The sequence below is a fragment of the Azospirillum canadense genome (assembly GCF_025961225.1).
In the GTDB taxonomy this organism is placed as follows: domain Bacteria; phylum Pseudomonadota; class Alphaproteobacteria; order Azospirillales; family Azospirillaceae; genus Azospirillum; species Azospirillum canadense.
In genome coordinates, this window is the sequence record NZ_JAOQNG010000008.1 from 16,024 (window position 1) to 40,034 (window position 24,011).

Consider the following 24,011-nt stretch of genomic DNA (forward strand, 5'->3'; position numbering starts at 1 on the left):
AAAGCCGCGCCGGGGTGTCCCCTACCGGGGTATCGATCCGGTTTCCGAGCAGCCCGGCATGCCATCGGGACCGCTGGGGAGCCGGCCCGAAGGCCGGTGCGGGCGATTAGCGGACCACGTCCACCAGAAGTCGGGTACCGCCATAACTCCCAGGACCGCGCAAGCGGTTGTGCATGTCGGCACTCTGCAACTCGCCTTGCCACGCGCTCACGCTGTAGGGGATCCGGCGGATCTCCGTTTTGTTGTCGGCAACGTCGACCGCGTAGACGACTACGAATTTCGGGTTGTCCATGACGTCAGCACTCCACACGGGCTTCAGCAACAGCCGCGCGTGCCGCGGCGATGACGAGCACGGCAAACTGACTATGGTTCGGATCCGATGCGGCGATTCGCTCCAGAGTGGCGAGCATTCGCGGTGCTGCAGCATTCATCGCGGCTTTGGTGGCATTGTGTTCCCGAAGCCTTCCCATCCACTCCGCGTCACGCGCGGCCGCATCAGGCACGGCGCGGCGAGAAGACGCCGTTTCGTTTGCCATCATTTCCGCCGCGACCTTGGCCGGGTTGCGCTTGGCCTTGGTGGCGTCCGAGCTGGTAGGGTAGGCGTAGGACGTCAGGCCGGTTTCCGTGTCGCCAGCGAGAAACCCGCCTTCGGGAGTGTGCATGTAGAGGATGGTCACTGTCTGATCTCCGCTAAGCGGCGTCGCCGCGTTCTTCATGCCCAAATGTATGGCGTTGTGGTGCGTGCTGGCAACGGGCGAATGCACCACAAAGATGCATAGCGTTCATGCGCAGAATGTATGGCATTCAGGATTTACAGGGAAGCGCTAAAACGCCATACATTCCCCACACAACGCGGCGCCCAAGGCGCCCAAGCTGGGGATCTCGAACATGTCGCACGTCGTTACTGACACCGCCGCTCTTCTGGCCCAAATTGCCGAGCTACAGGCACAGCTTGCCGCGGCCGGTTCCGCTCCGCTTGCCAAGCCGAAGGCCGCGCGCAAGCCGCGCAAGCCCAAGCTGGTCAAGCTTCCGGAACTGGCCACGGTCCGCGTGACCTTCGCCGACGGCGTGACGATGCACACCAACGCTTCCCACGCATTCGAAGACGGGACGGTCGACACCTCTCGCGCCGTTGCCTATGCCGAGTCTGTGCGCCGTAACAACGCGGCCGGTTATGCGACGGAGAGCGGATCCACCCTGTCCGGCAATTGGGAATGGGTGAATACGGAAAAGGGGTGGCGCCTTCGGCCGGTTGCGGATGTCCCGACCGTGACGGAAGTCCATGTGCTGACCCAAGCCGAACAGGATGCTTTGCGTGAGGAACATCGCGTTTGGTTCCGCGGCGCGGTCCCTGCAAATGCGGAGATCGCGGCTGCGGCTTCCTGGAGCGCGCGGGTTGAAGCTACGGGCAATGATGCCGCCGCGGAAGCCGTTCACACGGAAGCGGCTGCCGAGGAGGTGGCCGAAACTTCCGTTTCGTGCGAAGGCGCTGACAACCCGTTGCATGTCATCCGCGGCGATGTCGACCGCACGGTATCAGGCCGGATGGAAATTTGCTCGGCTGCCCTGGCGGATACGGCCTATGGCCGTGCGCGTGCCGATGCCGTGCGAAACGCCATTACGGCGCGCGGCGGTTCGGAACAGGATGCCGCCGCGGCCATGGTCCGCGCCATCGGCGACTATGAAGGCGGAACCATGCCGCCGGCCGGCAAGGCGCGTGAGCTGGTCTGTGCGCAAGTCGCGGCGGAGTGTGGCGATACCGAAGGCGCGGCACCAATGGCCAGCAAGCCCGAATCCCTTGGCGCGGCCATGGTGCACCATGCCGCCCCCACCTGTCCGCTTTACTTGGAAGGATACGACGGCGACGCCAACCCGGACGCAGCGCCGGAGGTGTCGCGCTATGCGGCCTTTGCCGCGCGTCATGGGATGGCCGCTCTGTGCGTGGTTGGGCTGCTGTCCATCCTGTCCGGCCGGTATCTGCGCCGCATGATCGAACACGCGGCGGAACGGGTTGCCGCGCGGTCCGGCATCGTCTCGCTTGACGAGGTGGGAATCTACATCGCGGCCAGCATGACGCGCCCCGGCAAGCCCGGGAAGGCGCCGCGGCCAGTTTGGGAGATCTCCGGGGATACCAAGGGGTATGCGGACTGCATCAAAGCCATTGGCGCGAAATGGTGGGGCGGCAAGTGGTCCACCTGGAATGATCCGACTGCGGCGCTTGTGGCGGAGATCAACGCCAATGGTGGACGCCGCTCGTTCGCCGAACGTCTGGACGTTATCCGGGAACGCGCTGCCGAACGGGCGGACCGGTTGGAGGAGCGCGCGGAACGAGTCACGGCGGAAGCGGGCCGGCGGTATAGGGCTGCGAAGTCCCTGGCCAGCTTCATTCCCATGGGGCAGCCGATCTTGGTGGGGCACCACTCCGAAGGCCGCCACCGTCGCGACCTGCGGCGCATTGAAAGCGGCATGCGGAAATCCTTCGAGTTGAGCGGCAAGGCAGACGGTCTGCGGCGCCGCGCGGCGACGGCCGAACAGACGGCCGAAGGCCGGACCGATCTGCGGTATCTGGCCAACCGGTTGAAGGAGGCGGAAACCAACCTGCGCGACATCGAACGTCGCTTGAACGGCACGAGCCGGAAGGAGCCAGCCGGCCCGATGAGCGATGATCGGCGCGCCTTCCTGGAGAAGCGCAAGGCGGAGTATGCGGAACGCGCGGCCTATTGGCGTGCCCAAGTCGACGCAGCCGGCGGCATCCCGTCTAAGGCACAGTTCAGCAAGGGCGGCACGGTGCAGTATGGCGGCCAGTGGTATCCCGTCGCCCGCGTCAATCGGGATACCGTCACGGTGTCGAATTGGCTTGGCGTGGCGTCGCTGACCTTCCGCGTTCCGCTCGCCCGCGTTTCCGGTTATCAGGCACCCGCGGCCATGGCCGCATAGTTTCCCCTCTGCATAGCGCCTCGTCCTTCCCCAGCTTGGGCAAGGCGCCAAACTAAGCCCGGACGGCCGCCGCGCCTTCCGGGCTTTTCTTTGTCCGCGCATCCCACGCCCGCCGGCCTTCCGCCGCGCGGGCTTTTCGCGTTCCGGATCTGCCGTCCGGACTGGACCCTGCGCGAGCCGGGCACCCTGGCGCGCTTGCTTGGCTGGCCATGCCGTGCGCCGATCGATTGGCGGCCATCGGCGCCTAGGCGTCCGGAGACCGGCCCGATCTCTGCCTTTGGCGCCGTCCGTGCAGAAGCCCGGCAGAGGCGCACGGAGCGCCTCCAGCGCGCGCGGCTCCGCAGATACCGCCCTAAACTAGACCGCATCAGGCGCGCGCCCGAGCGCCCGTGCGCCCTATCCTGGCGACGTTGGGTCCTTCCCAGACCAAACCCCCGCGGGCGGGGCCGCTACCCGTTTTCGAGCGTTTTCCAGCGTTGAAACCAACGTTACAGCCCGTAACGGCGCAGGACCATGGTCCTAGAGCATGTCGCAACGCTCTGAAATGAAATAATAAAATGTTTCTGCCATTCCGGTCGCGCGTAACGCGCCTCTGTAACGTGGGTGTGCATCGTGTTACGCGCCGGGGCGTTACCGATCGTCGGCTTCAGCGGCGTCCGTGACCATCTGCACGACAGCCTCAGGGCGCTCCAGCATCACGCCGATGGCGGCGTCCGCTGACTGGCGGTAGTGCGGCCAATCGGCCGCGATCAGGTGGGCGTGCATGATCGCCTTGCCCTCGGTCTCCCGTAGCCCGCGTTCGAGAGACACGAAGCCGCGAAGGTGTAGGATGGCCTGAGCGGCCCAATGTGGCGTCATGCCCAGGAACTGCCCGAGCGCCTTGTCTGAGCCGTAGAGTTGGCCGATTCGCTCAAGCACGCGCTCCAGCGCTTTCAACTCCTCATCGCTCATGCGTCCTTCACCGCCGCGGATGTCGTGGGCACAAAGGGCGAAGGCAACGCGATCCCGGAAGGACTTGGGCTCCGGGTGGATGGCGCGGCCGAAATCGTCGATATCCACAGCGAGCCTCCTTTCCTAGATATTGACCTTGCCGCGGAGCGCTTCGTCCACCCGCTGCCCCCACTCACTCTTGGGGAACGAGTGAGCGTAGAGGAAGGCGATCAGCTCGCCAGTCGAGAAGCCGCCGCGGCACCCGCCGGTGATCATGGCTTCCTGGGGCCCGTACACGGCCTTGTAGACCTCGTAGGCCCGCAGCGTGACTGCCTTGGAAATCTTCCCGCCCTTGCGGTCTACCGTCTGGACGGGGTGAAGCTCTACTTCGGTCACGGCCGGCGCTCCTCAGATATAGGTGGCTGGCCAAGAGCGGCATCGAGCCGGATCATGGCATCAAGAATGGCGTTGCTCCGCTCCATGAAGCGCGCCCTCTCCGGCGTGTCTGGCTGGCTGCGGTCGTCGTTTGTCATGCGCTGGAGGACAAAGCCGAAGGCGGTGCGGTCGGCTTCAAGATCGGCCCTCATCCGGTCGCGCTCGGCCAGCAAACGCGCTCCGGCTTCGGAGGAGGTGACGAGCATCTTTGCAGCCTCGTTGCGCTCGGCCTCGGCCTTCTCGATGCCACGGCGCAGGTCTTCGATCAGATTGGCGGCCCCGAGCATATCGGTGTCAGCGCCGTTGCAGTTGGACAGGGCGCAGCGGTTGCGCAGGCGTTCGACGATGTCGGCCATGCTGAGCTCCTTTGGAGTTGGTCACTTCGCCCGCGGGCCGAAGGTGGTAATCCATGCCCACACGAACCCTATGGCGCTGATCGAGCCGAGCAAAGGGCCGACCCACCAGACGGACGTTGATGCGTCCCGCATGCAGGCGATCTGCTCAACGGAGCCGGGCGGGAGGTCGAAGCATTCACGGCCAAGCACGGCGGCGCTCCATTAATAGAGAGGCAGGCGATCATCCGATGTTGCGGGCGATGAGAAAGTGAGCAGTGATCGCTCCGTCTTCAGCGGTCTCGATCTTCTCGATCAGGACTTCAGACTTCGCGCCAACCTCCTTGGACACGGCCTTCATAAGCCCGTCCAGGGCGGCCAGAGAGCGGCCGATGGTCTTGGCCTGCATGAGCGAACCGTCCTTGGGGTGGAAGGACATGGCGAAGCGGCTGTCCTTCGTCGCGTCGGTGACGAACTCGGGGCTGAACTCAACGCCACAGTTCGGGCATTTGGCGGACATGGTTTGGGCTTCCGGATGTTGACAGAGAGTTCAGGAGGCCTTGGTGACGGTGTAGCTCTTGGGCACCGCGGCGATGTAGACGATGTCCCCGTTGGGGTAGTGCAGTTCCGCTTTCTCGCCACGCTCGATGCGGTTGAAGATGGAGTCCAAGTCCATCTCCAAAGCCCTTGCGCGCTTCTCCACGATTTCCAGGCGGGCGCGTAGTTCGGCAACTTCCTGCATATGGCGCCATGCCTCTCGGTTGCTGTCCGGGTGAGCGATGTTGACGTGATCGGCCATGTCGGGGCTCCGGTCGTTCGGTTGATGGTTCAGGGGCGGAACAGGCGCCGCTTCCTCGGTCCGGCGCCGTAGGACCGTCGCTCCTTGCGGTTGCCGCCCAGAACAAAGTCGGGCTCCGGTGCGCTGCGGGTGAGGCGGACGACCTGACCAGCCTCGCGCATGTCGGCGGGTCTGTCGTTCAGCAGTTGCCCCAGGCCGACGGCTAGAGCGGTGGACAGTCTGGGCATGACCAGGCACTTACGCATGGGCGGGAGGTCTCCAGGGATTGGGATGACTCGAAGCCATTTCAGGCAGCCGCTGGGAAGTCTTCCGTATCGAGCCGCTCGCCCGGCAGGAGTGCCCTCTCGGCCCCCTTGCGGGTGAGCCAAAAGAGGTCGTCGTCTCCGGTGTGCTTGCCCCACCGCACCTGCGCATAGCCCTGCGCGACCATGTCGATCCACTCTGGGTGATCGTGGTGGAGTTCTCCGGAAACAAAGCGGTTCCGGTAGGAGACCGTGCGCCGGCCGTCCAATCCGAGGGCGTGGCGCGCGAGTGAAATCTGTCGATTGGTCATGGAAGCGCCTTCCTAGAATGCAGACTCAGTCGCTGGCGTGATCGGCTGATACCGTTTCCCGAATCCGTTGCAGGTTCCGCACAACAGCGTGGCCCCCAGAAATTGGCGCGATGGGCGCCCACCCTTGCCGCCACACCCGTCGCAGTCCTGAAGCGAATAGGCATGCTCTGGAATGACCGCTCTGCCTTTCGGTGTGATGCGCCAATCGCCTGTGACCAGCCCGGCGCGATGCATGGTGTTGACCCGGATGCCATGCATCTCTGTGGAGATCAAAGTGCCGGTGTCTTGGTGCTGTGCCAGCAACTGCAGGAATTCCAGTTCGCGCTCCGACAGGTCACTGCGCTTCATGGTGTGGCGGTTCTTCTGATCAGAAACGGACCAAGGAAGTCTTCCCGCCGAGATAGAGCGGATGTTTGGGAGAGCCGTCCTTATTGTTGCCGAAGCACCAAAGGTCGATGCCGCGCTGACGGAGCGCCTCCACCGTTTCCCGGGCCGCAGACACAAGCGGGCGCGGGACCTTGCCAAAGCATACGACAACGCGCTCGGCGCTTTCGGCCGCCTGAAGGATGGTCGGCAGGTTGTCCGGTGAGCACGCCACCACGCCCGGTTTGCTGAGGTGGGCTGGTGCCGTGGCTCGGTAGTCGCCGACGTTGCACTTCACGAACCCGGTGTAGCCTTCCCGGACGGTGAAGCCCCATTCGCGCGTAACTGTCGGATCGTTGGCGGTCGCGTCGGCCGTGCTCGGGTTCATTCCGATCAGGAGCCAGTGCCGGGCTGGAAATACGTCGCCAATCCACCGACGTAGGACCCTGCGATAGCGCCCGCACTCGGAAAACACGGCATCGCCGCGCAGGCCGGGCGGAAGGGCGGTCTTCACCTTTCCGCCGGGGTCGTGAGTGTCGAGCTTGGTCGGCAAATCGAACAGGCCGAAATCGAAGGCGGTCATGATGCAACTCGCTGATTCATCCGCGCGCTGTGCTGCGCGCATTAGTCCGTAGCGTCACGCTTGCGTGGCTTCCGTGACCGGCCTCACCGCTTAGTGCCGGCTGCCCAAGAAAAGGCGCCCGAAGCTAGTCAGGAAGTCCGGTTCAGTCTCCCACACGCGCGTTCCATCCGGGTTGACGCGCGTCCTATTAAAACTCATCCCGCAGCCACCCGCGGAAAAATCAAGGCTGCCTCGCTGTTTGGAAGCCGAATTGCCATAGACTGGAACACAGATCGGGTGCGTCTCGAAAGAGAGGTCCGCACCGTCGACAGTGATCACGTAATCCGCGCCGCCAGTTAGAAGGACGGCGTGGCTCCCGTCGCGCAGGCTGATGGTGGTCTCGCGCATGCTCTGCTCCCGGCTGCTGGCTGGCCATCGGTCAGATCGCGCCATTTTCCGTGGCGATCCGGTCGGCCGTTTGGCGCTTGGCACGCCCACGCGGGATGCGCTCCTTGATCTTTGCGTCCGGCCGTAGGACGACGCCGGCTCCGTTGGCCGTCCCCGACTCGCCGGCGGCGACGAAATCGCATCCGGCTGCCTCCAGGGTGCGCTTCACCGTTATGACGGTGCCCATCTTCGCGCTGATCAACTCGCCGTCGAGGCGGGTCAGATCGTTGATGGTGTTCCGATGCAAGCTGGTCGCTGCCGCGAGGTCATCTTCGGACCATCGCAGCGCCGCGAGCGCCTGCCGGACTTGAGCCCCCGTCAGCACGGCTGTGGCCCCCTGGCCAAGAACTGGTCCCTGCACGAGGCGCCGTCCTTTCGTCACCTGTCCCTAGGCAAAATGCCTTTCTTCGGGTTGCATCGTATCCCCTGAGGGTATAAAGTCAACCCTGAACGATGGAGGTGAGCGTGGCCGAGAACAGTGCAATCGAGTGGACGGACCACACGTTCAATCCGTGGATCGGCTGCACCAAGGTCAGCCTCGCGTGCGACAACTGCTACGCCGAGACGGAGCGCGCGGTGACCTGCCTCGGCGTGACATGGGGCGTCGGTCAGCCGCGTCACCGCACCTCCGCCAGCACTTGGAAGCAGCCGCTCGCCTGGAACCGCAAGGCCGCCAAGCTGGGCATCCGCTACAGGGTGTTCTGCGCCTCGCTCGCCGACGTCTTTGACGCCGAAGTGCCGGACGAGTGGCGGCTGGACCTGTTTCGGATGATCGTGCAGACGCCGCACCTGGATTGGCTGCTGCTGACCAAGCGGCCGAAGGTGGCGCAGAATTTCCTTTCCAGCTTCGCCATGGCGCCCGGCAAGAGCGGGTTCCTGACCCACAACGGTGATAAGCCTAAGGGTTGGGGCGGCACGGGTGAGATCATCCACGGCGTTGGCCAGGAGCAGATTTGGCCGCTTCCGAACGTCTGGCTCGGCGCAACGGTCGAGAGTCAGGCAATGGCCGAGACACGCATCCCGCATCTGCTGGCGACGCCCGCCGCGGTCCGGTTCGTCAGCATGGAGCCGCTTCTGGGACCGGTTGCGATGCGCCCATGGCTGCAAGGGATTCCGGCCGACGCCGCCCTGTCCAGTTACCGGCGCGTCGATTGGGTCATCGCTGGCGGCGAAAGTGGTGTGCACGCGCGCCCGTCGCATCCGGATTGGTTCCGCTCGCTCCGAGACGAGTGCATCGCCACGGGAGTCCCGTTCCTCATGAAGCAATGGGGCGAATGGGTGCCGCGCGGACCTGCGGACTGGGGATATCCAAGCGTTGACGGAGTGCCGCGGATCCGCCTGACCAACGAAGGTCAGAACGGACACTTCTTGAACGCTGAAGGCGGCAACCCCGTCTGGATGAACCGCGCCGGCAAGAGGGTTGCTGGTCGCCTTCTCGACGGCGTGCTGCACGACGCCTACCCGACAGCCTGAACAACTCAACGGATTATCGAAAGGAGAAGAGCGTGACGCGCATTCTGTTGGCCGCCCTCATGGTGGTCGCCACCTTCGCCGGCGCGAGCGCCGCCGACCTGCCCGGCGTGCGCCTGTGCACCGGCTCTGCCAAGGGCAACTACTTCTTCGCTGGCAGCGTCATCGCCCAGCAGGCCAAGGGCTCGCTGAAAGTCGATGTGATCGAGACCGCCGGGTCCATCGACAACCTGCGCAAGATGGAGGACGGCGCCTGCGACGCCGCCCTGGTCCAGTCCGACGCCTACGGCGTCTACAAGGACCGCAACCCGTCGTCGGCGCTGTCCATTGTGCGGGCTGGGGCGCTGTACAAGGAATACGCCCACCTGCTGTGCAACAAGACGTCCGGCATCGACTCCGTGAAGGACTTGCGGAGCAACAAGGCCAAGCTGCTGACCGGTGATGCGGGATCCGGCTCCGAGGTGACCTGGGCGACCTGGATCAAGATGGACAAGGACTACACAAAGGCGGCGACCGATCGCATTGGCGGCACGCAGGCGATTCTCCGCATCCGCGATGGCGCCGAAGCTCAGTGTGCTCTGTTCATCAACGGGCTGAATTCCGCGCTGATGAAGCAAGTGAACGAGCAAGCGGGCGACCGGGTGAAATTGGTGCCCGTGAAGGACGGCGACTTCGCGAGCGTGAAGGACCCGGGGGGCAATAAGGTCTATTCGGCTGAGGACATCCCCGGCAGCACGTACAAGGCCCTGCAGTCCGGCTTCTTCTCCTCCGCTGTCCCGACCCTTGCCGTCGAGGCCCTGGTCGTTCTGCGCGCGGATTGGGCGGAGCAGAACAAGCGTGGTCTGGACGAACTGTCCGACGCGGTTCTGCGGGCGACGCCGGCCATCAAGCAACGGGTCGACGGCTAATGCGCCTCGCCCTACGCCTCGGCGGCGCCTTTCTGGCGGCAACAGTCATCGTGGTGGGTGACCTGACGTCCGGGCGGATCATGTCGTGCATCGTGGATGCCGGTCTCCTGGGCGGCATCTTCGTCCTGCTGGTCCCGCTGACGATGAAGCCGGCCTGAGCCGCGCGCCCTTCGTCCACAGTTCGCGCCTCGGCGCGCTCCAGGCCCCTTACTCGCGAGAGTGGGGCTTGAGGGCATGCCGGGGGTTCCGCTGAAACCCCGGCCGGGAGCGTGGTCCGGTACCAACGCAATCACGGAGACGACGCAGACCATGGCCCACATTTTCGAAGGCGAGCCCGACGCCCGCCAAGCCGGCGACATCAAGCCGAGCCGTTTCCGCCCGCAGTACCGCCAGCTGTCCGACGAGGAAAAGACGCTGCACGACGCCATCAAGGGGAAAGCCGCCGAACTGGAGGCACTGTTCGAGAAGGCGCGTGCGCTGCGGTTTGCCCCGCGCACCGCGGCCATTGAGGCTAACGTCGCAGCCAGCGAGGCGGCCGTGGCACGCAACGATCAAGCCGGCATCAGTGACTGGCAGGCCCCGCCCCCGGCGCTGGATTGGGCGCGCCTGGACGAAGAATTCCCGGTTGGCAACGCGCCGTCATACTTCGACGACGGCATGAAGGCTCTGGAGATGTCGGTCATGTGGACCGTCAAAGGACTGACCGCCTGACCCATTCGGCCGCGTCGGGTGAGGTGTGTCCTCCCCGGCCGGCAGGCCACAGCCGACCTCGTGGAGTCGGTTTTGGCATGCCGAGTGGAAGAGGGGCTTCACAATGGGGTTCGTGACCGAAGAGCAGAAGGACGGAACGCATCGCGTCATCAAGGGCCGCGTCGGCAAGTACTGCAGGGGGAGCGTCATCCCGGCCGATGTGGTCCAGAAGATGATCGGCGGTGAGCCCGTCGATATGGGGAACGGCTACACGATGGCTGGGCGCGATCGCGACGGCAAAGGGTCGTAACCACCATGGCCCGTCTGAAAGACCTTCCTGGTGTCAAGACCGGGAACCTGTTTGCTGTCCCACCGGCCATGCTGGCGGAGGACGACGGTTTCAACATCCGCCAGCAGGGCGATTCCTTCGAGGCGCTGATCGAGGAGTACGCTCAACTCTTCCTCGCCGGCCACCGGTGCCCCCCCTTGGAGGTGTGGAAGCGCGGCGACGACCTTGTGGTGATCGACGGCCATTGCCGACGGCGGGCCGCGCTCCGTGCCATTGAGCGTGGCGCGCCGGCCGATCTGACCGTCGACGTCGTGAACTTCACGGGCAACGACGCGGACCGCGTGGCCCTGATGCTCCGCTCGGGTCTGAAGCGCGGTTGGGCGCCGGCCGAGTTGGCGGAGGGTTACAAGCGCCTTATGGGCTTCTGGCAAGACGTCGGCAAGGTTGCCGCGGCGGTCGGAAAATCCGAGCAGCATGTCCGTGACATTCTGGCGCTAGCCAATGCCGACACCGCCGTTCAGCAGATGGTGAAGGCCGGCGCCGTCTCCGCCACCACGGCAATCGCTGTCGTGAAGAAGCAGGGGCACAAGGCGGCCGACGTGCTGAAGGAGACCGTCGCCAAGGTGAAGGCCACCGGCGGCGCCAAGGTCACGGCCCGGCACGTCTCCGCTGCTCAAGGCCTCGACGCTCGCCAGCTCCGGCCGGCGCTCATGAAGCTGGCGGATGAGGTTCGGTCCCAAGTCGATCCGGACAGCCAAGCCGATTTCGGCGAAACGCAATTCACCGTGTCGGGCGCCACGCTGCGGCCGATCCTGGAAATGCTCGGGGTGAGGTAAGTCATGACCACTCGTCACCTGTTCATCTCCGGACCGATGCAGTCAGGCCGGTCCGCAGCCGCCGTCGCCATGGCAAACGCCATGCACGATCAGGGCATCCCGACGGTCTTCGTGGCCCCGTGTCCCTTGGCCGCCGATCTCTGGCGGCGAACTGGGCGCCTTCGCTGCAAGGTCATCTCCGCCAGCCCTGTGACGATCGGCTCCGCACCGATGTCGTGCGTCGTTGTGGACGATGCCGAGCGCATCAAAGAGCCGCGCGAGTTCATTCTCACGGCAATCCAGCGGCAACGCACCTTCCTGCGGCCCACCATCGTATGGGTCGTGCGTCAGGACGCCCTGGGTGAGTTCCGGAAGCTGGTGGCCGAGGTCGATCCCGAAGGATTCGGCGTGGATGAGATGATGGCGGCTCAGATTGGGGAAGAACTTGGCGCCCATTCAAACGACGCCCCCCGGTCCGGCAGCGTCGTGCAGCACATAAAGGACCTGGAAGCCGAGGTCCGGGAGATCCGGGAGGAGCGCGACCGGCTGCAGACCCAGCTTGAACCGGTTCCGGGCGGTGACGCCGCGGCGTTCGACATGGCCCTGGCCCGCAAGCTTCACCCGTACTGGTGGGACGACACATGGCTGAAAAAGCGCCACGTGGACAAAGGGCAGGAAGACTACATGCGTGAGCAGCTGGCGGTGCAGGCCGGTGAGATCCGCCGCATGGTGGTCAACTGGTTTGCCGGGCAGGGCTGTGCCGTCACCCTGCCGACCGCCCAAGCCTGGGTGCTGATCAAGGGGTATTGCGGCGGGGAAGGGGTGGTCATCACGCCGGCCGGCGACGCGGAGACCGGGAGCAAGATCGCGCGGGCTATTGCGGGCGATGACTGGGGGGTCACCGCTGAGCCGGTCCCCGTAATGATCGCCGGGACTCTGCACGGGACCAGCAAGTGGTTCGGGGATGTCTCCGGCGTGGTCAAGGCGCTCGCCGAACGTCCGGAGCCGGCCAGCCTTCCTTGAGGCCGAGGCGGGCGGCATGATACACCATGCTAGGTGCTTCGCAGTGCCTCCTGAACCGGCACTCCCACGACATTCCGAGAAGGCCGACCGGCGTTCGTCCGGCGGCCTTCGCCATGCCTGCATGCCCGCGGGTGTGGTCGGCGTCTGACCGAAGGAGCGCGCATGGCCGCTAAGAAATTCATGAACGGGACCGAGTACGCCACCCACTGCGGCGTGACGAAGATGACCGTCAGCCGCTGGACGAAGCGGGACGGATTCCCGATCAAGGATGGGAAGATCGATGTGGCGGCGGCCGACGCCTGGCGCGAGGCCAACCTTGACGCCAGCAAGCCGCGATCGAGCGTGAACCCGGCCGCTGCGCCGCCCGCCGCCGCGGCCAAGCCGACCCGGAAAACTCCTGTCCCAACGCCCACGGCGCCGGAATCGCCCGCGGACCTGCCGCCCGATCTGGCCGGCGCGGTCCTGCTCATGCCGGATGGCACGCAAACCCTGCTTGCCGAGATTCCGAGCTTCGCCGCGTCCCAGGCGGCGAAGATGTACTACGACGCCGAGATGAAAAAGCGCGAGGTGCTGGCGCACGACAAGGAACACATTCCGAAGGTGGAGGTCCTGGCGGCGACCGAAACCATGGTGTCGATGTTCCGCGCCGAATTCATGGGTCTGGGTCGCCGCGTCGCGCCGATGCTCGAAGGTAAGCCGCTCGCCGAGCGCGCGGACATCATCCAGGATCAGGCCCGCACGGTGCTGGAGCGCATGGCACGCAAGATCACCGCCGCGGCTCAGGGCGACTTCGATGAACAGGCGGATGCCGACGGCGATGAGGATGGCGACGCGGATCCGGCGGAGCGGGGCTGACCGATGAGCCAGATGTCCCCGGGGGCCGCAGAACTGCTGGGGCGGTGGGCTAGTCTCCTGCGCCCACCACCCAAACGGTTCACCGACGAATGGGCCGCAGAGAGCGTCGAGATGCCGCCGACGTCGGGCATCCCCGGCCCCTATGACGCCTCGCGCACTCCCTACGTGATTCCGATCATGCGGGCCTTCGATAACCCGCGCTGGAAGATGATCGTGGTCGTCATGGGGTCGCAGATGGGCAAGACGCTCGCGTTCGCGATCATCATCGGCCGCCGCATGGACGACGACCCGGTCCCGATCATGTATGTGGGTCCGGACCGCAACTTCGTGGAAGACACCTTCGAGCCGCAATTCATCTCGCTTGTGAAGTCGTGCAAATCGCTGTTCCGGAAGACGATCTGGGGAAAGGCGCACAAGAAGGTCCGCAAGATCATCAACGGTGCGGTGCTCCGTCTGGCCTGGGCCGGCTCCGCCTCCCAGCTCGCCGGCCAGCCCGCTGGCATGGTGCTGGTGGACGAACGTGACCGCATGGGCGATGACGTCAAGGACGAAGGCGACCCGGTAACCCTCGGCGGGGCCCGCCTGCACTCCTACGCCAACGGCAAGGTCGGGGTGATCTCTACCCCTCTTGTGGGCAACGTCGACACCTACGTGCACCCGGACACAGGGCTGGAGCACTGGAAGTATTCGGACCCCGATGACTTGACCAGCCCAACGTGGAAGCTGTGGCAGGAGGGAACCCGCTTCGAATGGGCGTGGCCGTGCCCGCATTGCGGGGAATACTTCATTCCGCGGCTGTCCCGCCTCACCTGGAACAAGCCGGAAGGGCGCAAGGTTACACCGGCGGAAGCGGCCCGCTCTGCTCGCATGACCTGTCCGAACCCAGCGTGCGACAGCAACACGCACGGGCTGGTGATCGATGATTCCCACAAGGTGTGGATGAACGAGCGCGCCGTCTTCGTGGCCCCCGGGCAGCGCGTAGAGAAGGACGGGACGGTGGTCGGTGAACTGCCCGACACCGACATCGCCAGCTTCTGGGTGTCCGGCCTTGCGTCCAATTTCGTGTCGTGGGGCGATCGCGCGAAGGAGTTCGTCAAGGCCGCCCGGTCCAAGAACAAGAAGGCCATCCAGGCGACCATCAACACCGGCTTCGGCGAGTTGTACCGCCTGTCTGGAGACGCGCCGAAGCATGACGTGGTGCTGGCCTGCCGCCTTCCTTACGCCTCGGGGGAGGTGCCCTATGGCGTGCAGAAGCTGAGCCTCACCGTCGACGTCCAGAAAGACCGCCTCTATTACGTCGTCCGGGGTTGGGGCGCCCGGTGGGAGAGCTGGCTCATCAAGGCGGACGCGCTGTTCGGCGAAACCGACCAGGATCACGTCTGGAACGACCTCGCCGACGTGCTGCAGGCTGAGTACCAAGGGTTCACGATCTCTCTGTGCCTGATCGACTACGGTTATCGTCCGGGCGACAAGGAGAAACGGCCGACGCACGCAGTCGCGGACTTCTGCCGGCGGTTCGGGTTCCACCGGGCGCGCCCGATCCAGGGCAAGGCGGAACTGCCGAGGCCCATCATGACCTTCAAGCTCGACGTCGACACCAAGGGCAAGACCAGGACCTATGGCGTGACTGGCCACCACCTTGACACGGACGTGTTCAAGACCTGGGTGCACGGGCGTTTGGAATGGCCGGCGGACCAGCCCGGCGGCTGGCACCTGCCGGAGGACATCGACGAGGATTACGCCCGCCAGATCGTTTCGGAAAGCCGCATGGCGCTGCCGTCGGGCAAAGGCAAATGGGTGAAGCACGGCGAGAACCACTACCTGGATGCGGAGATGATGCAACGCGCGGCGGCCGAGCTCATGGGCGTGGCGACCATGCAGCCGCTGCCCGAACAGACGCCGATGGCTGCTGATGAAGAGGAAGAGGCCCCGCGGGTGCGGCTGGCCAATCCCCCGCCAAAGACGGCCGAGGCCGCGACGGTCCGCCAGAACAGTTGGCTGGGCAATGCACGGAAGGATTGGCTGCGCCGATAGCGTCGGCACGCGCGAAATCGGTTGCCCTGCCAAGATCAAGCTGGTATGTAGGCTATGGTGTCACGTATTGGCATTTGAGCGAAGGCCGCATCCGCAAGGATCGCGGCCTTTTCCGTTTCCGGCCCGTGAGTGCCACGCAGAATGGCGCTTGGCGCCTCGTCTGTTCGCGCCTGCCGCCGATTCCTGACCAGCGAGATCGCCCATGGCCCTCACCCAAGCCTTTCTGGACAAGCTGGTGCAGGCCTGGGCCACCGGTGCGCGCCGTGTCGAATACAGCGGCACCGTGACCGAGTTCACGTCGGGCGCCGATCTGGAGCGCCGGATTGCCGTCACCGCGAACGCGCTCGGCGTGCCGAACCCGCTCAGCGCCGCGGCTCCGGCCGCCCGCGCGCCATCCATCCTTTTGCAGTTCCGCCGGTAGCGCCATGAAAGCCAACTGGCTCGATCGCGCCATCGGGGTCGTCTCCCCGGCGGCGCAGCTCCAGCGCATGCGTCATCGGGCGGCCATCGATGTGATGGCGCGCGCCTACGATGCGGCCCAGCCGAGCCGCCGCCGCGAAGGCCGGCGTCCGCCGAACACGGGCGCGAACGCCGAAACCTGGTCGTCTTTGCGCGTGCTGCGCGGCGCCTCGCGCGAGGCCGTACGGAATTCCGGGTACGCGGCGAAAGCCGTCCGAACCTTGGCGACCAAGCTGGTCGGCACCGGAATCACCCCGCGCGCGGATACCAAGAACGAGAAGCTCGACAAGGAGATCAATGACGCCTTCGAGATCTGGCGGAAGGAGTGCGACGCGGCCGGTACGCACGATTACTATGGCCTGCAACGTCTCGCCGCCCGGTCCTTCTTCGAAGGGGGTGAGGCGCTGACCAGAAAGCGGATGCGCTTCCGCCGCGACGGCCTGTATGTGCCGCTCGAGCTCCAGATGCTGGAGCCGGATCATCTGGACGAGACGAAAAACGAGATCATGGCCAATGGCCGCATCGTCCAGGGCATCGAGACCAGCAACGGGCGCGAGCGCCGGGTGGCCTACTGGCTCTTTCCAGACCATCCCGGCGAACGCGTTGGCCTGATCCGTGGCGGCGGCCTTGAGCCGAAGTCGGTGCCGGCCGACGAGGTGGCGCACTTCTATGACAAGCTGCGCATCGGGCAGCAGCGTGGCGTGCCCTGGCTTACGTCCGTCCTGATCGCCCTGGAAGATCTGGGCGACTACCGCGTCTCGGAGCAGATGCGGAAGAAGCTGGAAGCGTGCTTCGTCGGCGCGGTCATTGGGGAGGGGGACGGCAACGACGGTCAGCTTGGGCCGCGCGCGGTCGACGCAACGGGCCAGCTTGTCGAGACCGTTTCGCCCGGTATGCTGTTCCGCGCCACCGGCGCCAAGCAAGTCCAGTTTCACCAGCCGACCACCAACCCGGACTACCCGGGCTACATCAAAAGCGAGTTGCGCGGCGTCGCCGCCGGCGCGTGCATGACGTACGAGCTGCTGACCGCCGACCTATCGGACGTCAACTATTCCAGCTACCGGGCCGGTCTGAACGACTTCCACGCGATGATCGATCAGCTTCAGTGGCTCGACTTCATCCCGATGTGGTGCGAGCCGACGTGGCGCTGGTTCATCGACGCGGCCTATCTGGCGGGCCGCATCTCGCAGCGTCATTACGGCGTCGCCTGGGAGCCCCCGAAGTTCGTGTCCCCGGACCCGCTCAAGGACTTCCTCGCCGATTTGGGCGAGGTGCGCGCCGGCTTCCAGGCGCCGCAGCAGGCGATCGCGCGCCGGGGCTACAACTGGCGCGAACTGCTCGCCCAGCACATCGAGTGGAAGAAGGCCGTCGGCGACGCTGGCCTGGTGTTCGACATCGACCCGAGCAAGGTCACCAAGACCGGTGCGGCGAACAACGTCCAAGATGCGCCGCCGGGCGACCGCGCCATGACGCTCGCCCGCGCCGCGCTCGACATGCTTGAGGCTGAGGGCGATCCCGACGCCGCCACGCTCCGCGCCCTGATCGAGCAGCGCGGCTAACTCCAGCAACCGGAGAAACCATGACGACACCGACCCAAGGGGCGGCGCCGGGCGGTGCCGCTTCGCAGCAGCGCGGCACGCCGGACCAGCCCATTCAGATGCGGGCCGCCAACCTGGAGCCGGCCTCCTTCAACGCGGATGACCGCACGGTCGAGCTGGTGGCCTCCACCGGTGCCACCGTCCGCCGCTATGACTGGTGGACCGGCGAGCAGTACGACGAGGTGCTGCTGGTCACCGCCGACGCGGTGGATCTGACCCGGTTCGAGGCCGGCAGCGTGCCGATCCTGAACGCCCACAGCCAGTGGGAGGTGAAGGACATCATGGGCGCCGCCGTCCCCGGCACGGCCCGCTTTGAGAGCGGCAGCCTGATCCTGACGGCCAAGCTGTCGTCCCGCGACGACGTTGCCGGGTTCGCCCAGGATGTCGCCGACGGCATCATCCGCAACGTCTCGGTCGGTTACCGCGTCCTCGGCTACGAGGTTGACGAAACCACCAAGCCGAAAACCCGCACCATCACGAAGTGGGAGCTTCTAGAGGTGTCCTTCGTCCCGGTCGGTGCCGACGGCGCGGCCGGAACGCGCGCCTTGCCGGACACCGCTCCCGCTCAGGCCCGCCACGCGGAGGGCGCCCAGCCCGCCGCTACCGTCAACGTGACCATCGACACGGCCGGCATTGCCACAGCCGTGACCGACGCCGTTTCCCGCGCGGTCGCCGCGCACTCCCCCCACCAGGACAGCCAAGGAGACACCCGCATGTCCGTGCAGACCAATCCGGCGGCCGAGCCCACGCCGTCCGAGTCCCCGATCGAGAACCGCTCGGCCCCGCCGCAGCCCGCCGCTCCGGCGCCGGCCCCCGCCCCGGATCTGACCGCCATCCGGGCGGCCGAAGACGCGCGCCTGCGGGAAATCCGCTCCATCGCCGCCAACCCGGCCTTCGGCGTCGGCGACGAGATGCTGTCGCGTGCGATCACCGATGGCACCTCGGTCGCTGACTTCCGCGCCGTGGTGCTGGAGGAGATGGGCAAGCGTCACGCGCAGCAGCCGGAGACGCACGGCAGCATCACCATCGTGCGCGATGAGGGTCAGACCCGCGCCGACTCCGTGGTCGAGTACCTGCTGTACCGCACGGATCCGAACCGCAACAAGCTGACCGAGCGCGCCCGCGGCTTCGTCGGCTGCAGCATGGTCGAGTTGGCCCGCGAGTTCGTCGGCGGTGGCGCCCGTGGCCTGGACCGTGCCGAGATCGTCCGGCGCGCCATGCACACCACCTCGGACTTCCCCTACGTGCTGGGCGCGACGCTGCGTCGCACGCTGCGGACCAGCTACGAGAGCGTGGCGCTCACCTTCACGCCGTTCGCCCGGCGCACCACGCTGGCCGACTTCCGCGCGACCTCCCGCGTCCGCCTGGGCGCGGCGCCGTCGCTGCTGAAGGTGAACGAGGCGGGCGAGATCAAGGCCGGCAGCTTCAAGGACACCGGGGCGTCGATCCAGCTGGAGACCTACGCGCGCCAGCTTCGGGTGACCCGCCAGATGCTGATCAACGACGATCTGAGCGCCTTCACCCAGATCCCGGTGGCCTTTGGCGCGGCGGCGGCCCGCCTGCAGAACGACCTTGTGTGGGGTCTGATCACCAGCAACCCGGTGCTCGCCGACGGCAATCCGCTGTTCGACGCCTCTCACGGCAACTTGGCTGCGGCCGGAACGGCGCTGTCCGTGAAGTCCATCGCCACGGCCGACGCCGCTATGGGCAAGCAACAGGACGACAACGGCGCCGATCTGAACCTGATGCTGCGGTGGCTCCTGGTGCCGCGCGAGCTGCGCCAGGTGACCGACACCATCATCGCCGGCAAGGTCACCGCGACCAAGGCCGACGATGCGGTGCCGGCGTACATGACCGACCTCGGCTACGTCACCGACGGGCGCCTGTCGCGCGCCTCGGCCACCTCCTGGTACGGCGTCTGCGACCCCAACGCCTTCGACACGCTGGAATTCGCGTACCTCGAAGGCGAGGAGGGCGTGCAGACCACGGACATGGAGAAGGTCCAGGGCGTGGACGGCCTTGCCATGGAGGCTCGCCTGGACTTCGCGGCGGCCATCATCGACCACCGCGGCTTCTACAAGAACCCGGGCGCCTGATCGGCTCCCGCGTGGTGACCCATAGGGCGGCCGGATGGTCGCCCTTTTCCTTTTTCCGGGAGTATCGGCATGCGTAATTACGTGCAGGAGGGATGCACCCTCACTCTGACCGCCCCCTACGACGTGGCCAGCGGCAACGGTCTGCTGGTCGGTTCGATCTTCGGCGTGGCCTCGTCCAACGCGACCAATGGCGCGGTCGTGGAGGCCTGCGTGGAGGGTGTCTTCGACCTGACCGCCGAAGGCGCGGGCAGCGGACAGGACATCGCCCAGGGCGGCGCGGTTTACTGGGACAACACCGCGAAGCGGTGCACCAAGACGGCGACCAGCAACACCAAGATCGGCGTCGCTACCGAGGCCAAGGCGTCGACCGCGACCACCGTCCGTGTGCGCCTGAGCGCCGCGTTCTGACCGGGCTGGGCCGGGGCGGCACAGCGCCGCTCCGGTCCGTTCCTTTCCTGGAGGACCGGCGATGACCGTCCAGACACCCACCAACCAGAACCTTGAGTCTCTTCCGGCGATCTGCCCGGGGCAGACCATCACCGTTCCCATCGGTGCCGGCAATCAGGTGTCGCCCGCCATCGCCGCAGGCGCGGTGCGCCTCTTCGCGACGGCTACCTGCTTCGTGGCCTGTGGCGATGCTCCGGACGCCACCGCCAACGGGTTCCCACTGGGCACCGAGGCTCCGGAACTTTTCGGCTTCACCGACGGACAGAAGATCGCCGTGATCGGCCGCTCGGGCGGAACCGGGACCTTATTCGTCACGCCGGCGCTGTAGCGCCATCCCCCGACCCATCCTCGTATATCCCGATCAACGGAGCGACTCTCTATGTCTTCGTCTGATGCCCACGACCTCGACGATTCCGTGTTCCGCGAGCACGCGCCGCGCATTGTCGCCGACACAATCGTCGCCGACAAGATCGTCAACGGATCCATTAGCGGCCTCCGCCTGCCCAGCTGCGAGCAGCCGACCGTGGTGCCGAACACCGTCACCGCGGGCCGCCTCGTCATCGGCGAGATCACCCAGGAGATGCTCGACAAGGCGCGTATCGCCGATCCCAACGACAGCCTGCACGGCGTGACCGATTGCGGCATCCCCGGCCATCGGGTCGAGACGCACGATTGCCTGCTGCGCGCTCCCCGGCCCGGCGAACTGATCGTCGACGGCGCCATCACGGCCACCACCATCACGCCCGGCACCATCAATATCGGCAATGCCACGGTCAACGGCGTTAAGATTGATCCGGCGAGATTCAGCGTCGACACCATCAGTGGCGGAACGATCGTAGCGCCCGCGGCCGAGATCGTCGATGGTGCGATCACTGATGCCCGCATCGTGCCGGGCGTCGAGATTGAGGGCGGCAAGATCGTCGTCGGATCGCTCCGGACCGACGGCCCGCTGCCGCTCTACAAGCCCGAGGACATTGCGTCGACGACGGTGACGCTGAAATCCGGGCACAGAATCGTTCAGAGGGGCAACCGGATCGACATCGAGCGGCCTCTGCTGGACGAGCGCATCAAGGCCGGGTCGCCCCCCGACGGTCTGTCGCACGAGGACTGGGGCATCATTCACGCCGCCGCGGAGATGCACAGCAACCGCTCATGGCGGGGATTCGGCGGAGTGCATCCTGAACTGGCGGCGACCATGCGCGCCATGCCCCACCCGCCCTTCGTGACCGACACGGAATGGCGCGATCTCGCGCACACCGTGGAGAAAGGGTTTCTGATCGTCGACGGCGGCTCCGCCATCAAGGCCGTCAAGCTTGAGGCGATGAGCGTTTCCCAGTCCCGCCAGGACCTTCTCCAACAGCCGACGGAGTAAACGGCATGCTCGCCTCGACCGAAGGTCCCATTGTCGTGAACCCGCTTGGCCTGATGGGGGCGCGGGTGTTTGGCGGTCCGTACGACGGCATGCCCTACGCTCTGGCGACCGCTCTCTCGTCTGGGCTTGTCGCCCCCGTCGAGTTGGAACGCCGGGGCTGGCGTTACGCCGAGGGGCCCGAGATCGCAGAGTTCGTTCCCTCATCACCACCGCCGTTCCCTGATCCCCTGTCAACCACCGCTTGATGGAACGCGCCCATGCCAACTCCTCCGCTGTCCGACACGTTAGCCCAGCAGGCCATGGATGCGTGGCATAGGCACGGGCGATCCCGAAAGAAAGCCGCCGCGGAGCTAGGAATCCCGGTGCCGACCTTCGAAAGCAGGTTGGAAGCCGCGCAAGCCCGGGGCCTGTCGCCAATTCTGGCCAAGCCCCGGGTGCGGATCACCGCCGCCATGCAGCGTGGCCTGGAGCCGTTACCGTCTGCTGCTCCGACCACCCCGGCCGCGCCGGAGGCGGCGAGTGAGCCTCTGAGCACCCGCGAGCGCATCGCCTACGACGACCGCATTCGCGACCTGGAGCGCCAGCTCCGCCAAGTGCTCCGCGACGATCTGGACGCGGAGAAGGTCCGCACCGCGATTCTCGGCCTGACGGCCGGAACGCCGGTACCGCCGGCTTGGCTCGTGGAGGAGACGCACGGCGGGAGCGCCCCCGGAGTCCCTGTGACAATCTGGTCGGACTGGCATTTCGGCGAAGTCGTCAGGCCGGTGGAGGTCGGCGGCGTCAACGAGTTCAACATCACGGTCGCCCGCGAGCGCGTGCGCCGTCTGGTGGAACGCACCATCGACTTGTGCTTCGCGCACATGGTTCGGCCGGAATACCCGGGCATCGTCGTCTGCCTCGGCGGCGATATGATTTCCGGAGACATCCACGAGGAGTTGGCCGTCTCCAACGAGCTGCTGACGGCACCGACGCTGATCGAACTGCAGGGCGTTCTGATCTGGGCGCTAGAGCGCTTGGCCGATCGGTTCGGGCGTGTGTTCGTTCCCTGCGTCGTAGGAAACCATGGCCGCATGACACACAAGCCACGCGCCAAGGGACGCGTGCACACGAGCTTCGAGTGGCTGCTGTATTGCCAGCTGGAGCGGCACTTCGCGAACGATCCGAGGGTGCAGTTCCACATTCCCGGCGAGGCGGACGCGCACTTCAGTGTCTACGGCCATCGCTACATGCTGACCCACGGCGACAGCATGGGCGTCAAAGGCGGTGACGGCATGATCGGCCTCTTGGGGCCGGTCACGCGCGGGACGATCAAGCTGCGCAACAGCGAAGCGCAGATCGGCCGCGACTTCGACACGGTCATACTGGGCCACTGGCACCAGTACCTGCCTATGCCGGGCTGCATCGTGAACGGAAGCCTCAAGGGCTACGACGAGTATGCGCGCCTCTACCTGCGCGCCAGGTATCAGGAGCCCATCCAGGCATTGTGGTTCACCCACGCGCAACGCGGCGTGACCTTCCAAGTTCCCGTCTATTTGGACGAGCGAAAGAACGCCGAGGGCCGAGATTGGGTGGCCTGGAGAGTAGCGGCATGAGCTTCTGGTATCTGGCCACGCCGTACAGCCTCTATGCCGGCGGCATCGACGCGGCCTTCCGCGCCGCCTGCGAGCAAGCGGCCATCCTGCTCCGGTCCGGAATCGCGGTCCTGAGCCCAATCGCGCACTCCCACCCGATCTCGATTCACGGCGGTATCGACCCGTTGAGCCACGCCATCTGGCTGAAGGCGGACGCGCCGTTCATGGCTGCGGCCAACGGCCTGATCGTCTGCAAGCTCCCGGGCTGGACCGAGAGCTACGGCGTCGCGGAGGAGATCAAGGCCTTCGAGGCCATGGGAAAACGCGTCCATTACATGCAGCCCGGCGTGGTGCCGGCGGCGCTGCTACCGGATCCGGAGGTCCTGACCGCAACAACCTGCCCTCTGGAGATGCTGGGATGATCGGGCCGTCCATCGTCATCGCCCTGACCGGCTTGGCCGGCTCCGGCAAGTCCACCGTCGCCGACAGGCTGACCGCTATGTACGGGTTCCGGCGGGAGAAATTCGCCGGGCCGTTGAAAGACATGATGCGTGCCTTCGGCTTGTCCGAAGACGAGATCGAGGGCGACCGGAAAGAGGTGTCGAGCGACCTTCTGTGCGGAGCCACGCCGCGGCACGCGATGCGGACTTTGGGGACCGAATGGGGCAGGATGCTCATCCACCCGGATCTCTGGGCAAGCGCCTGGAGGCGGCGTGCATCGACTGGGCGGGTGGTCGCGGATGACTGCCGGTTCCTCAACGAAGCCACGGCGGTCCGGACGCTCGGCGGGACCATCGTCCGCATTGAGCGTCCGGGCCTTGCTGCGGCCGCCCATGTCTCGGAACAGGAAATGTCCGGCATCGTGCCGGACGAGACGATCGTCAATGATGGGTCGCCCGCCGATCTGGCCCGCAAGGTGGACGAGCTGGTCTCCCGCCTGCTGGCGCGGCCGTCGGCGGCGGTGGCCACTCACGCTGAACTCGCCACCAACCTGCCGGCGCGGCCGGTGATCCTGGAGACCTGACC

Annotated in this window: 32 protein-coding genes; 19 read left to right on the forward strand and 13 right to left on the reverse strand. The window is 66.0% G+C overall.

The window, feature by feature from the left end; genetic code table 11:
* Nucleotides 1-106: 106 nt before the first annotated feature.
* Entirely contained in the window at nt 107-292 is a 186-nt protein-coding gene (locus M2351_RS33905; RefSeq protein ID WP_264660425.1) for a hypothetical protein, read from the reverse strand.
* A 4-nt stretch (nt 293-296) separates the two neighbouring features.
* Complete coding sequence (locus tag M2351_RS33910; protein WP_264660426.1) at nt 297-677, reverse strand: hypothetical protein; 381 nt, start codon at nt 675-677, stop codon at nt 297-299.
* A gap of 211 nt (nt 678-888) precedes the next feature.
* Here M2351_RS33910 and M2351_RS33915 point away from each other — a divergent pair, with 211 nt between their 5' ends.
* Entirely contained in the window at nt 889-2,937 is a 2,049-nt protein-coding gene (locus M2351_RS33915; protein ID WP_264660427.1) for a DUF3560 domain-containing protein, read from the forward strand.
* 630 nt (nt 2,938-3,567) lie between these two features.
* Here the strand turns inward: M2351_RS33915 and M2351_RS33920 are convergent.
* From M2351_RS33920 to M2351_RS33970, 11 genes are all read right to left on the reverse strand, one after another.
* Nucleotides 3,568-3,996, reverse strand: a complete 429-nt coding sequence (locus tag M2351_RS33920; protein ID WP_264660428.1) for a hypothetical protein — start codon at nt 3,994-3,996, stop codon at nt 3,568-3,570.
* Nucleotides 3,997-4,011: 15 nt separating this feature from the next.
* The gene (locus M2351_RS33925; protein ID WP_264660429.1) at nt 4,012-4,263 is read right to left on the reverse strand and encodes a hypothetical protein; all 252 of its coding nucleotides are present in this window, start codon (nt 4,261-4,263) and stop codon (nt 4,012-4,014) included.
* Nucleotides 4,260-4,658: a hypothetical protein gene (locus M2351_RS33930; protein WP_264660430.1), complete on the reverse strand. Its 399-nt coding sequence runs from the start codon at nt 4,656-4,658 to the stop codon at nt 4,260-4,262. Before M2351_RS33930 ends, M2351_RS33925 begins: the two co-directional genes overlap by 4 nt.
* Before the next feature lie 220 nt (nt 4,659-4,878).
* Nucleotides 4,879-5,154, reverse strand: coding sequence for a hypothetical protein (locus tag M2351_RS33935; RefSeq protein ID WP_264660431.1), 276 nt, complete (start codon nt 5,152-5,154; stop codon nt 4,879-4,881).
* 30 nt (nt 5,155-5,184) lie between these two features.
* Nucleotides 5,185-5,433 (reverse strand): hypothetical protein, encoded by a 249-nt coding sequence (locus M2351_RS33940; protein WP_264660432.1) that lies wholly within the window; start codon nt 5,431-5,433, stop codon nt 5,185-5,187.
* 29 nt (nt 5,434-5,462) lie between these two features.
* Complete coding sequence (locus M2351_RS33945; RefSeq protein WP_264660433.1) at nt 5,463-5,678, reverse strand: hypothetical protein; 216 nt, start codon at nt 5,676-5,678, stop codon at nt 5,463-5,465.
* A gap of 41 nt (nt 5,679-5,719) precedes the next feature.
* On the reverse strand, nt 5,720-5,986 hold the full coding sequence (locus M2351_RS33950; protein ID WP_264660434.1) for a hypothetical protein: 267 nt from the start codon (nt 5,984-5,986) through the stop codon (nt 5,720-5,722).
* A 12-nt stretch (nt 5,987-5,998) separates the two neighbouring features.
* Entirely contained in the window at nt 5,999-6,334 is a 336-nt protein-coding gene (locus M2351_RS33955) for a hypothetical protein (RefSeq protein ID WP_264660435.1), read from the reverse strand.
* A gap of 19 nt (nt 6,335-6,353) precedes the next feature.
* A complete protein-coding gene (locus M2351_RS33960) occupies nt 6,354-6,932 on the reverse strand; it encodes a DUF1643 domain-containing protein (protein ID WP_264660436.1) in 579 nt (192 codons plus the stop codon).
* A 90-nt stretch (nt 6,933-7,022) separates the two neighbouring features.
* Nucleotides 7,023-7,319, reverse strand: a complete 297-nt coding sequence (locus tag M2351_RS33965) for a hypothetical protein (protein WP_264660437.1) — start codon at nt 7,317-7,319, stop codon at nt 7,023-7,025.
* A 31-nt stretch (nt 7,320-7,350) separates the two neighbouring features.
* A complete protein-coding gene (locus M2351_RS33970) occupies nt 7,351-7,683 on the reverse strand; it encodes a hypothetical protein (protein ID WP_264660438.1) in 333 nt (110 codons plus the stop codon).
* Between the two features lie 140 nt (nt 7,684-7,823).
* Here M2351_RS33970 and M2351_RS33975 point away from each other — a divergent pair, with 140 nt between their 5' ends.
* The 18 genes from M2351_RS33975 (at nt 7,824) to M2351_RS34060 (ending at nt 24,009) form a co-directional block, all read left to right on the forward strand.
* Nucleotides 7,824-8,831 carry a phage Gp37/Gp68 family protein gene (locus tag M2351_RS33975; RefSeq protein WP_264660439.1) on the forward strand — a complete coding sequence of 336 codons (1,008 nt, stop codon included), beginning with the start codon at nt 7,824-7,826 and terminating at the stop codon, nt 8,829-8,831.
* Between the two features lie 32 nt (nt 8,832-8,863).
* The gene (locus M2351_RS33980) at nt 8,864-9,736 is read left to right on the forward strand and encodes a TAXI family TRAP transporter solute-binding subunit (RefSeq protein ID WP_264660440.1); all 873 of its coding nucleotides are present in this window, start codon (nt 8,864-8,866) and stop codon (nt 9,734-9,736) included.
* Nucleotides 9,736-9,894 carry a hypothetical protein gene (locus M2351_RS33985; RefSeq protein ID WP_264660441.1) on the forward strand — a complete coding sequence of 53 codons (159 nt, stop codon included), beginning with the start codon at nt 9,736-9,738 and terminating at the stop codon, nt 9,892-9,894. The genes M2351_RS33980 and M2351_RS33985 overlap by 1 nt, the downstream gene beginning before the upstream one ends.
* Nucleotides 9,895-10,045: 151 nt before the next feature.
* On the forward strand, nt 10,046-10,447 hold the full coding sequence (locus M2351_RS33990; RefSeq protein ID WP_264660442.1) for a hypothetical protein: 402 nt from the start codon (nt 10,046-10,048) through the stop codon (nt 10,445-10,447).
* A gap of 103 nt (nt 10,448-10,550) precedes the next feature.
* A complete protein-coding gene (locus tag M2351_RS33995) occupies nt 10,551-10,736 on the forward strand; it encodes a hypothetical protein (protein ID WP_264660443.1) in 186 nt (61 codons plus the stop codon).
* 5 nt (nt 10,737-10,741) lie between these two features.
* On the forward strand, nt 10,742-11,551 hold the full coding sequence (locus M2351_RS34000) for a ParB/RepB/Spo0J family partition protein (protein WP_264660444.1): 810 nt from the start codon (nt 10,742-10,744) through the stop codon (nt 11,549-11,551).
* A 3-nt stretch (nt 11,552-11,554) separates the two neighbouring features.
* Entirely contained in the window at nt 11,555-12,553 is a 999-nt protein-coding gene (locus M2351_RS34005) for a hypothetical protein (RefSeq protein WP_264660445.1), read from the forward strand.
* 162 nt (nt 12,554-12,715) lie between these two features.
* Nucleotides 12,716-13,408 carry a helix-turn-helix domain containing protein gene (locus M2351_RS34010; protein ID WP_264660446.1) on the forward strand — a complete coding sequence of 231 codons (693 nt, stop codon included), beginning with the start codon at nt 12,716-12,718 and terminating at the stop codon, nt 13,406-13,408.
* Between the two features lie 3 nt (nt 13,409-13,411).
* Nucleotides 13,412-15,442, forward strand: a complete 2,031-nt coding sequence (locus M2351_RS34015) for a phage terminase large subunit family protein (RefSeq protein WP_264660447.1) — start codon at nt 13,412-13,414, stop codon at nt 15,440-15,442.
* 202 nt (nt 15,443-15,644) lie between these two features.
* Nucleotides 15,645-15,863, forward strand: a complete 219-nt coding sequence (locus tag M2351_RS34020; RefSeq protein ID WP_264660448.1) for a phage head-tail joining protein — start codon at nt 15,645-15,647, stop codon at nt 15,861-15,863.
* A 94-nt stretch (nt 15,864-15,957) separates the two neighbouring features.
* Nucleotides 15,958-17,460 (forward strand): phage portal protein, encoded by a 1,503-nt coding sequence (locus M2351_RS34025; protein ID WP_264660449.1) that lies wholly within the window; start codon nt 15,958-15,960, stop codon nt 17,458-17,460.
* A 20-nt stretch (nt 17,461-17,480) separates the two neighbouring features.
* Nucleotides 17,481-19,595, forward strand: coding sequence for a prohead protease/major capsid protein fusion protein (locus M2351_RS34030; RefSeq protein WP_264660450.1), 2,115 nt, complete (start codon nt 17,481-17,483; stop codon nt 19,593-19,595).
* 69 nt (nt 19,596-19,664) lie between these two features.
* Nucleotides 19,665-20,003: a DUF2190 family protein gene (locus tag M2351_RS34035; RefSeq protein WP_264660451.1), complete on the forward strand. Its 339-nt coding sequence runs from the start codon at nt 19,665-19,667 to the stop codon at nt 20,001-20,003.
* 61 nt (nt 20,004-20,064) lie between these two features.
* On the forward strand, nt 20,065-20,370 hold the full coding sequence (locus M2351_RS34040) for a hypothetical protein (RefSeq protein WP_264660452.1): 306 nt from the start codon (nt 20,065-20,067) through the stop codon (nt 20,368-20,370).
* A gap of 51 nt (nt 20,371-20,421) precedes the next feature.
* Nucleotides 20,422-21,414, forward strand: a complete 993-nt coding sequence (locus tag M2351_RS34045; protein WP_264660453.1) for a hypothetical protein — start codon at nt 20,422-20,424, stop codon at nt 21,412-21,414.
* Nucleotides 21,415-21,776: 362 nt separating this feature from the next.
* On the forward strand, nt 21,777-23,006 hold the full coding sequence (locus M2351_RS34050; RefSeq protein ID WP_264660454.1) for a hypothetical protein: 1,230 nt from the start codon (nt 21,777-21,779) through the stop codon (nt 23,004-23,006).
* Nucleotides 23,003-23,407: a DUF1937 family protein gene (locus M2351_RS34055; protein WP_264660455.1), complete on the forward strand. Its 405-nt coding sequence runs from the start codon at nt 23,003-23,005 to the stop codon at nt 23,405-23,407. Before M2351_RS34050 ends, M2351_RS34055 begins: the two co-directional genes overlap by 4 nt.
* Nucleotides 23,404-24,009, forward strand: a complete 606-nt coding sequence (locus M2351_RS34060) for a nucleoside/nucleotide kinase family protein (protein ID WP_264660456.1) — start codon at nt 23,404-23,406, stop codon at nt 24,007-24,009. The genes M2351_RS34055 and M2351_RS34060 overlap by 4 nt, the downstream gene beginning before the upstream one ends.
* Nucleotides 24,010-24,011: the final 2 nt, after the last annotated feature.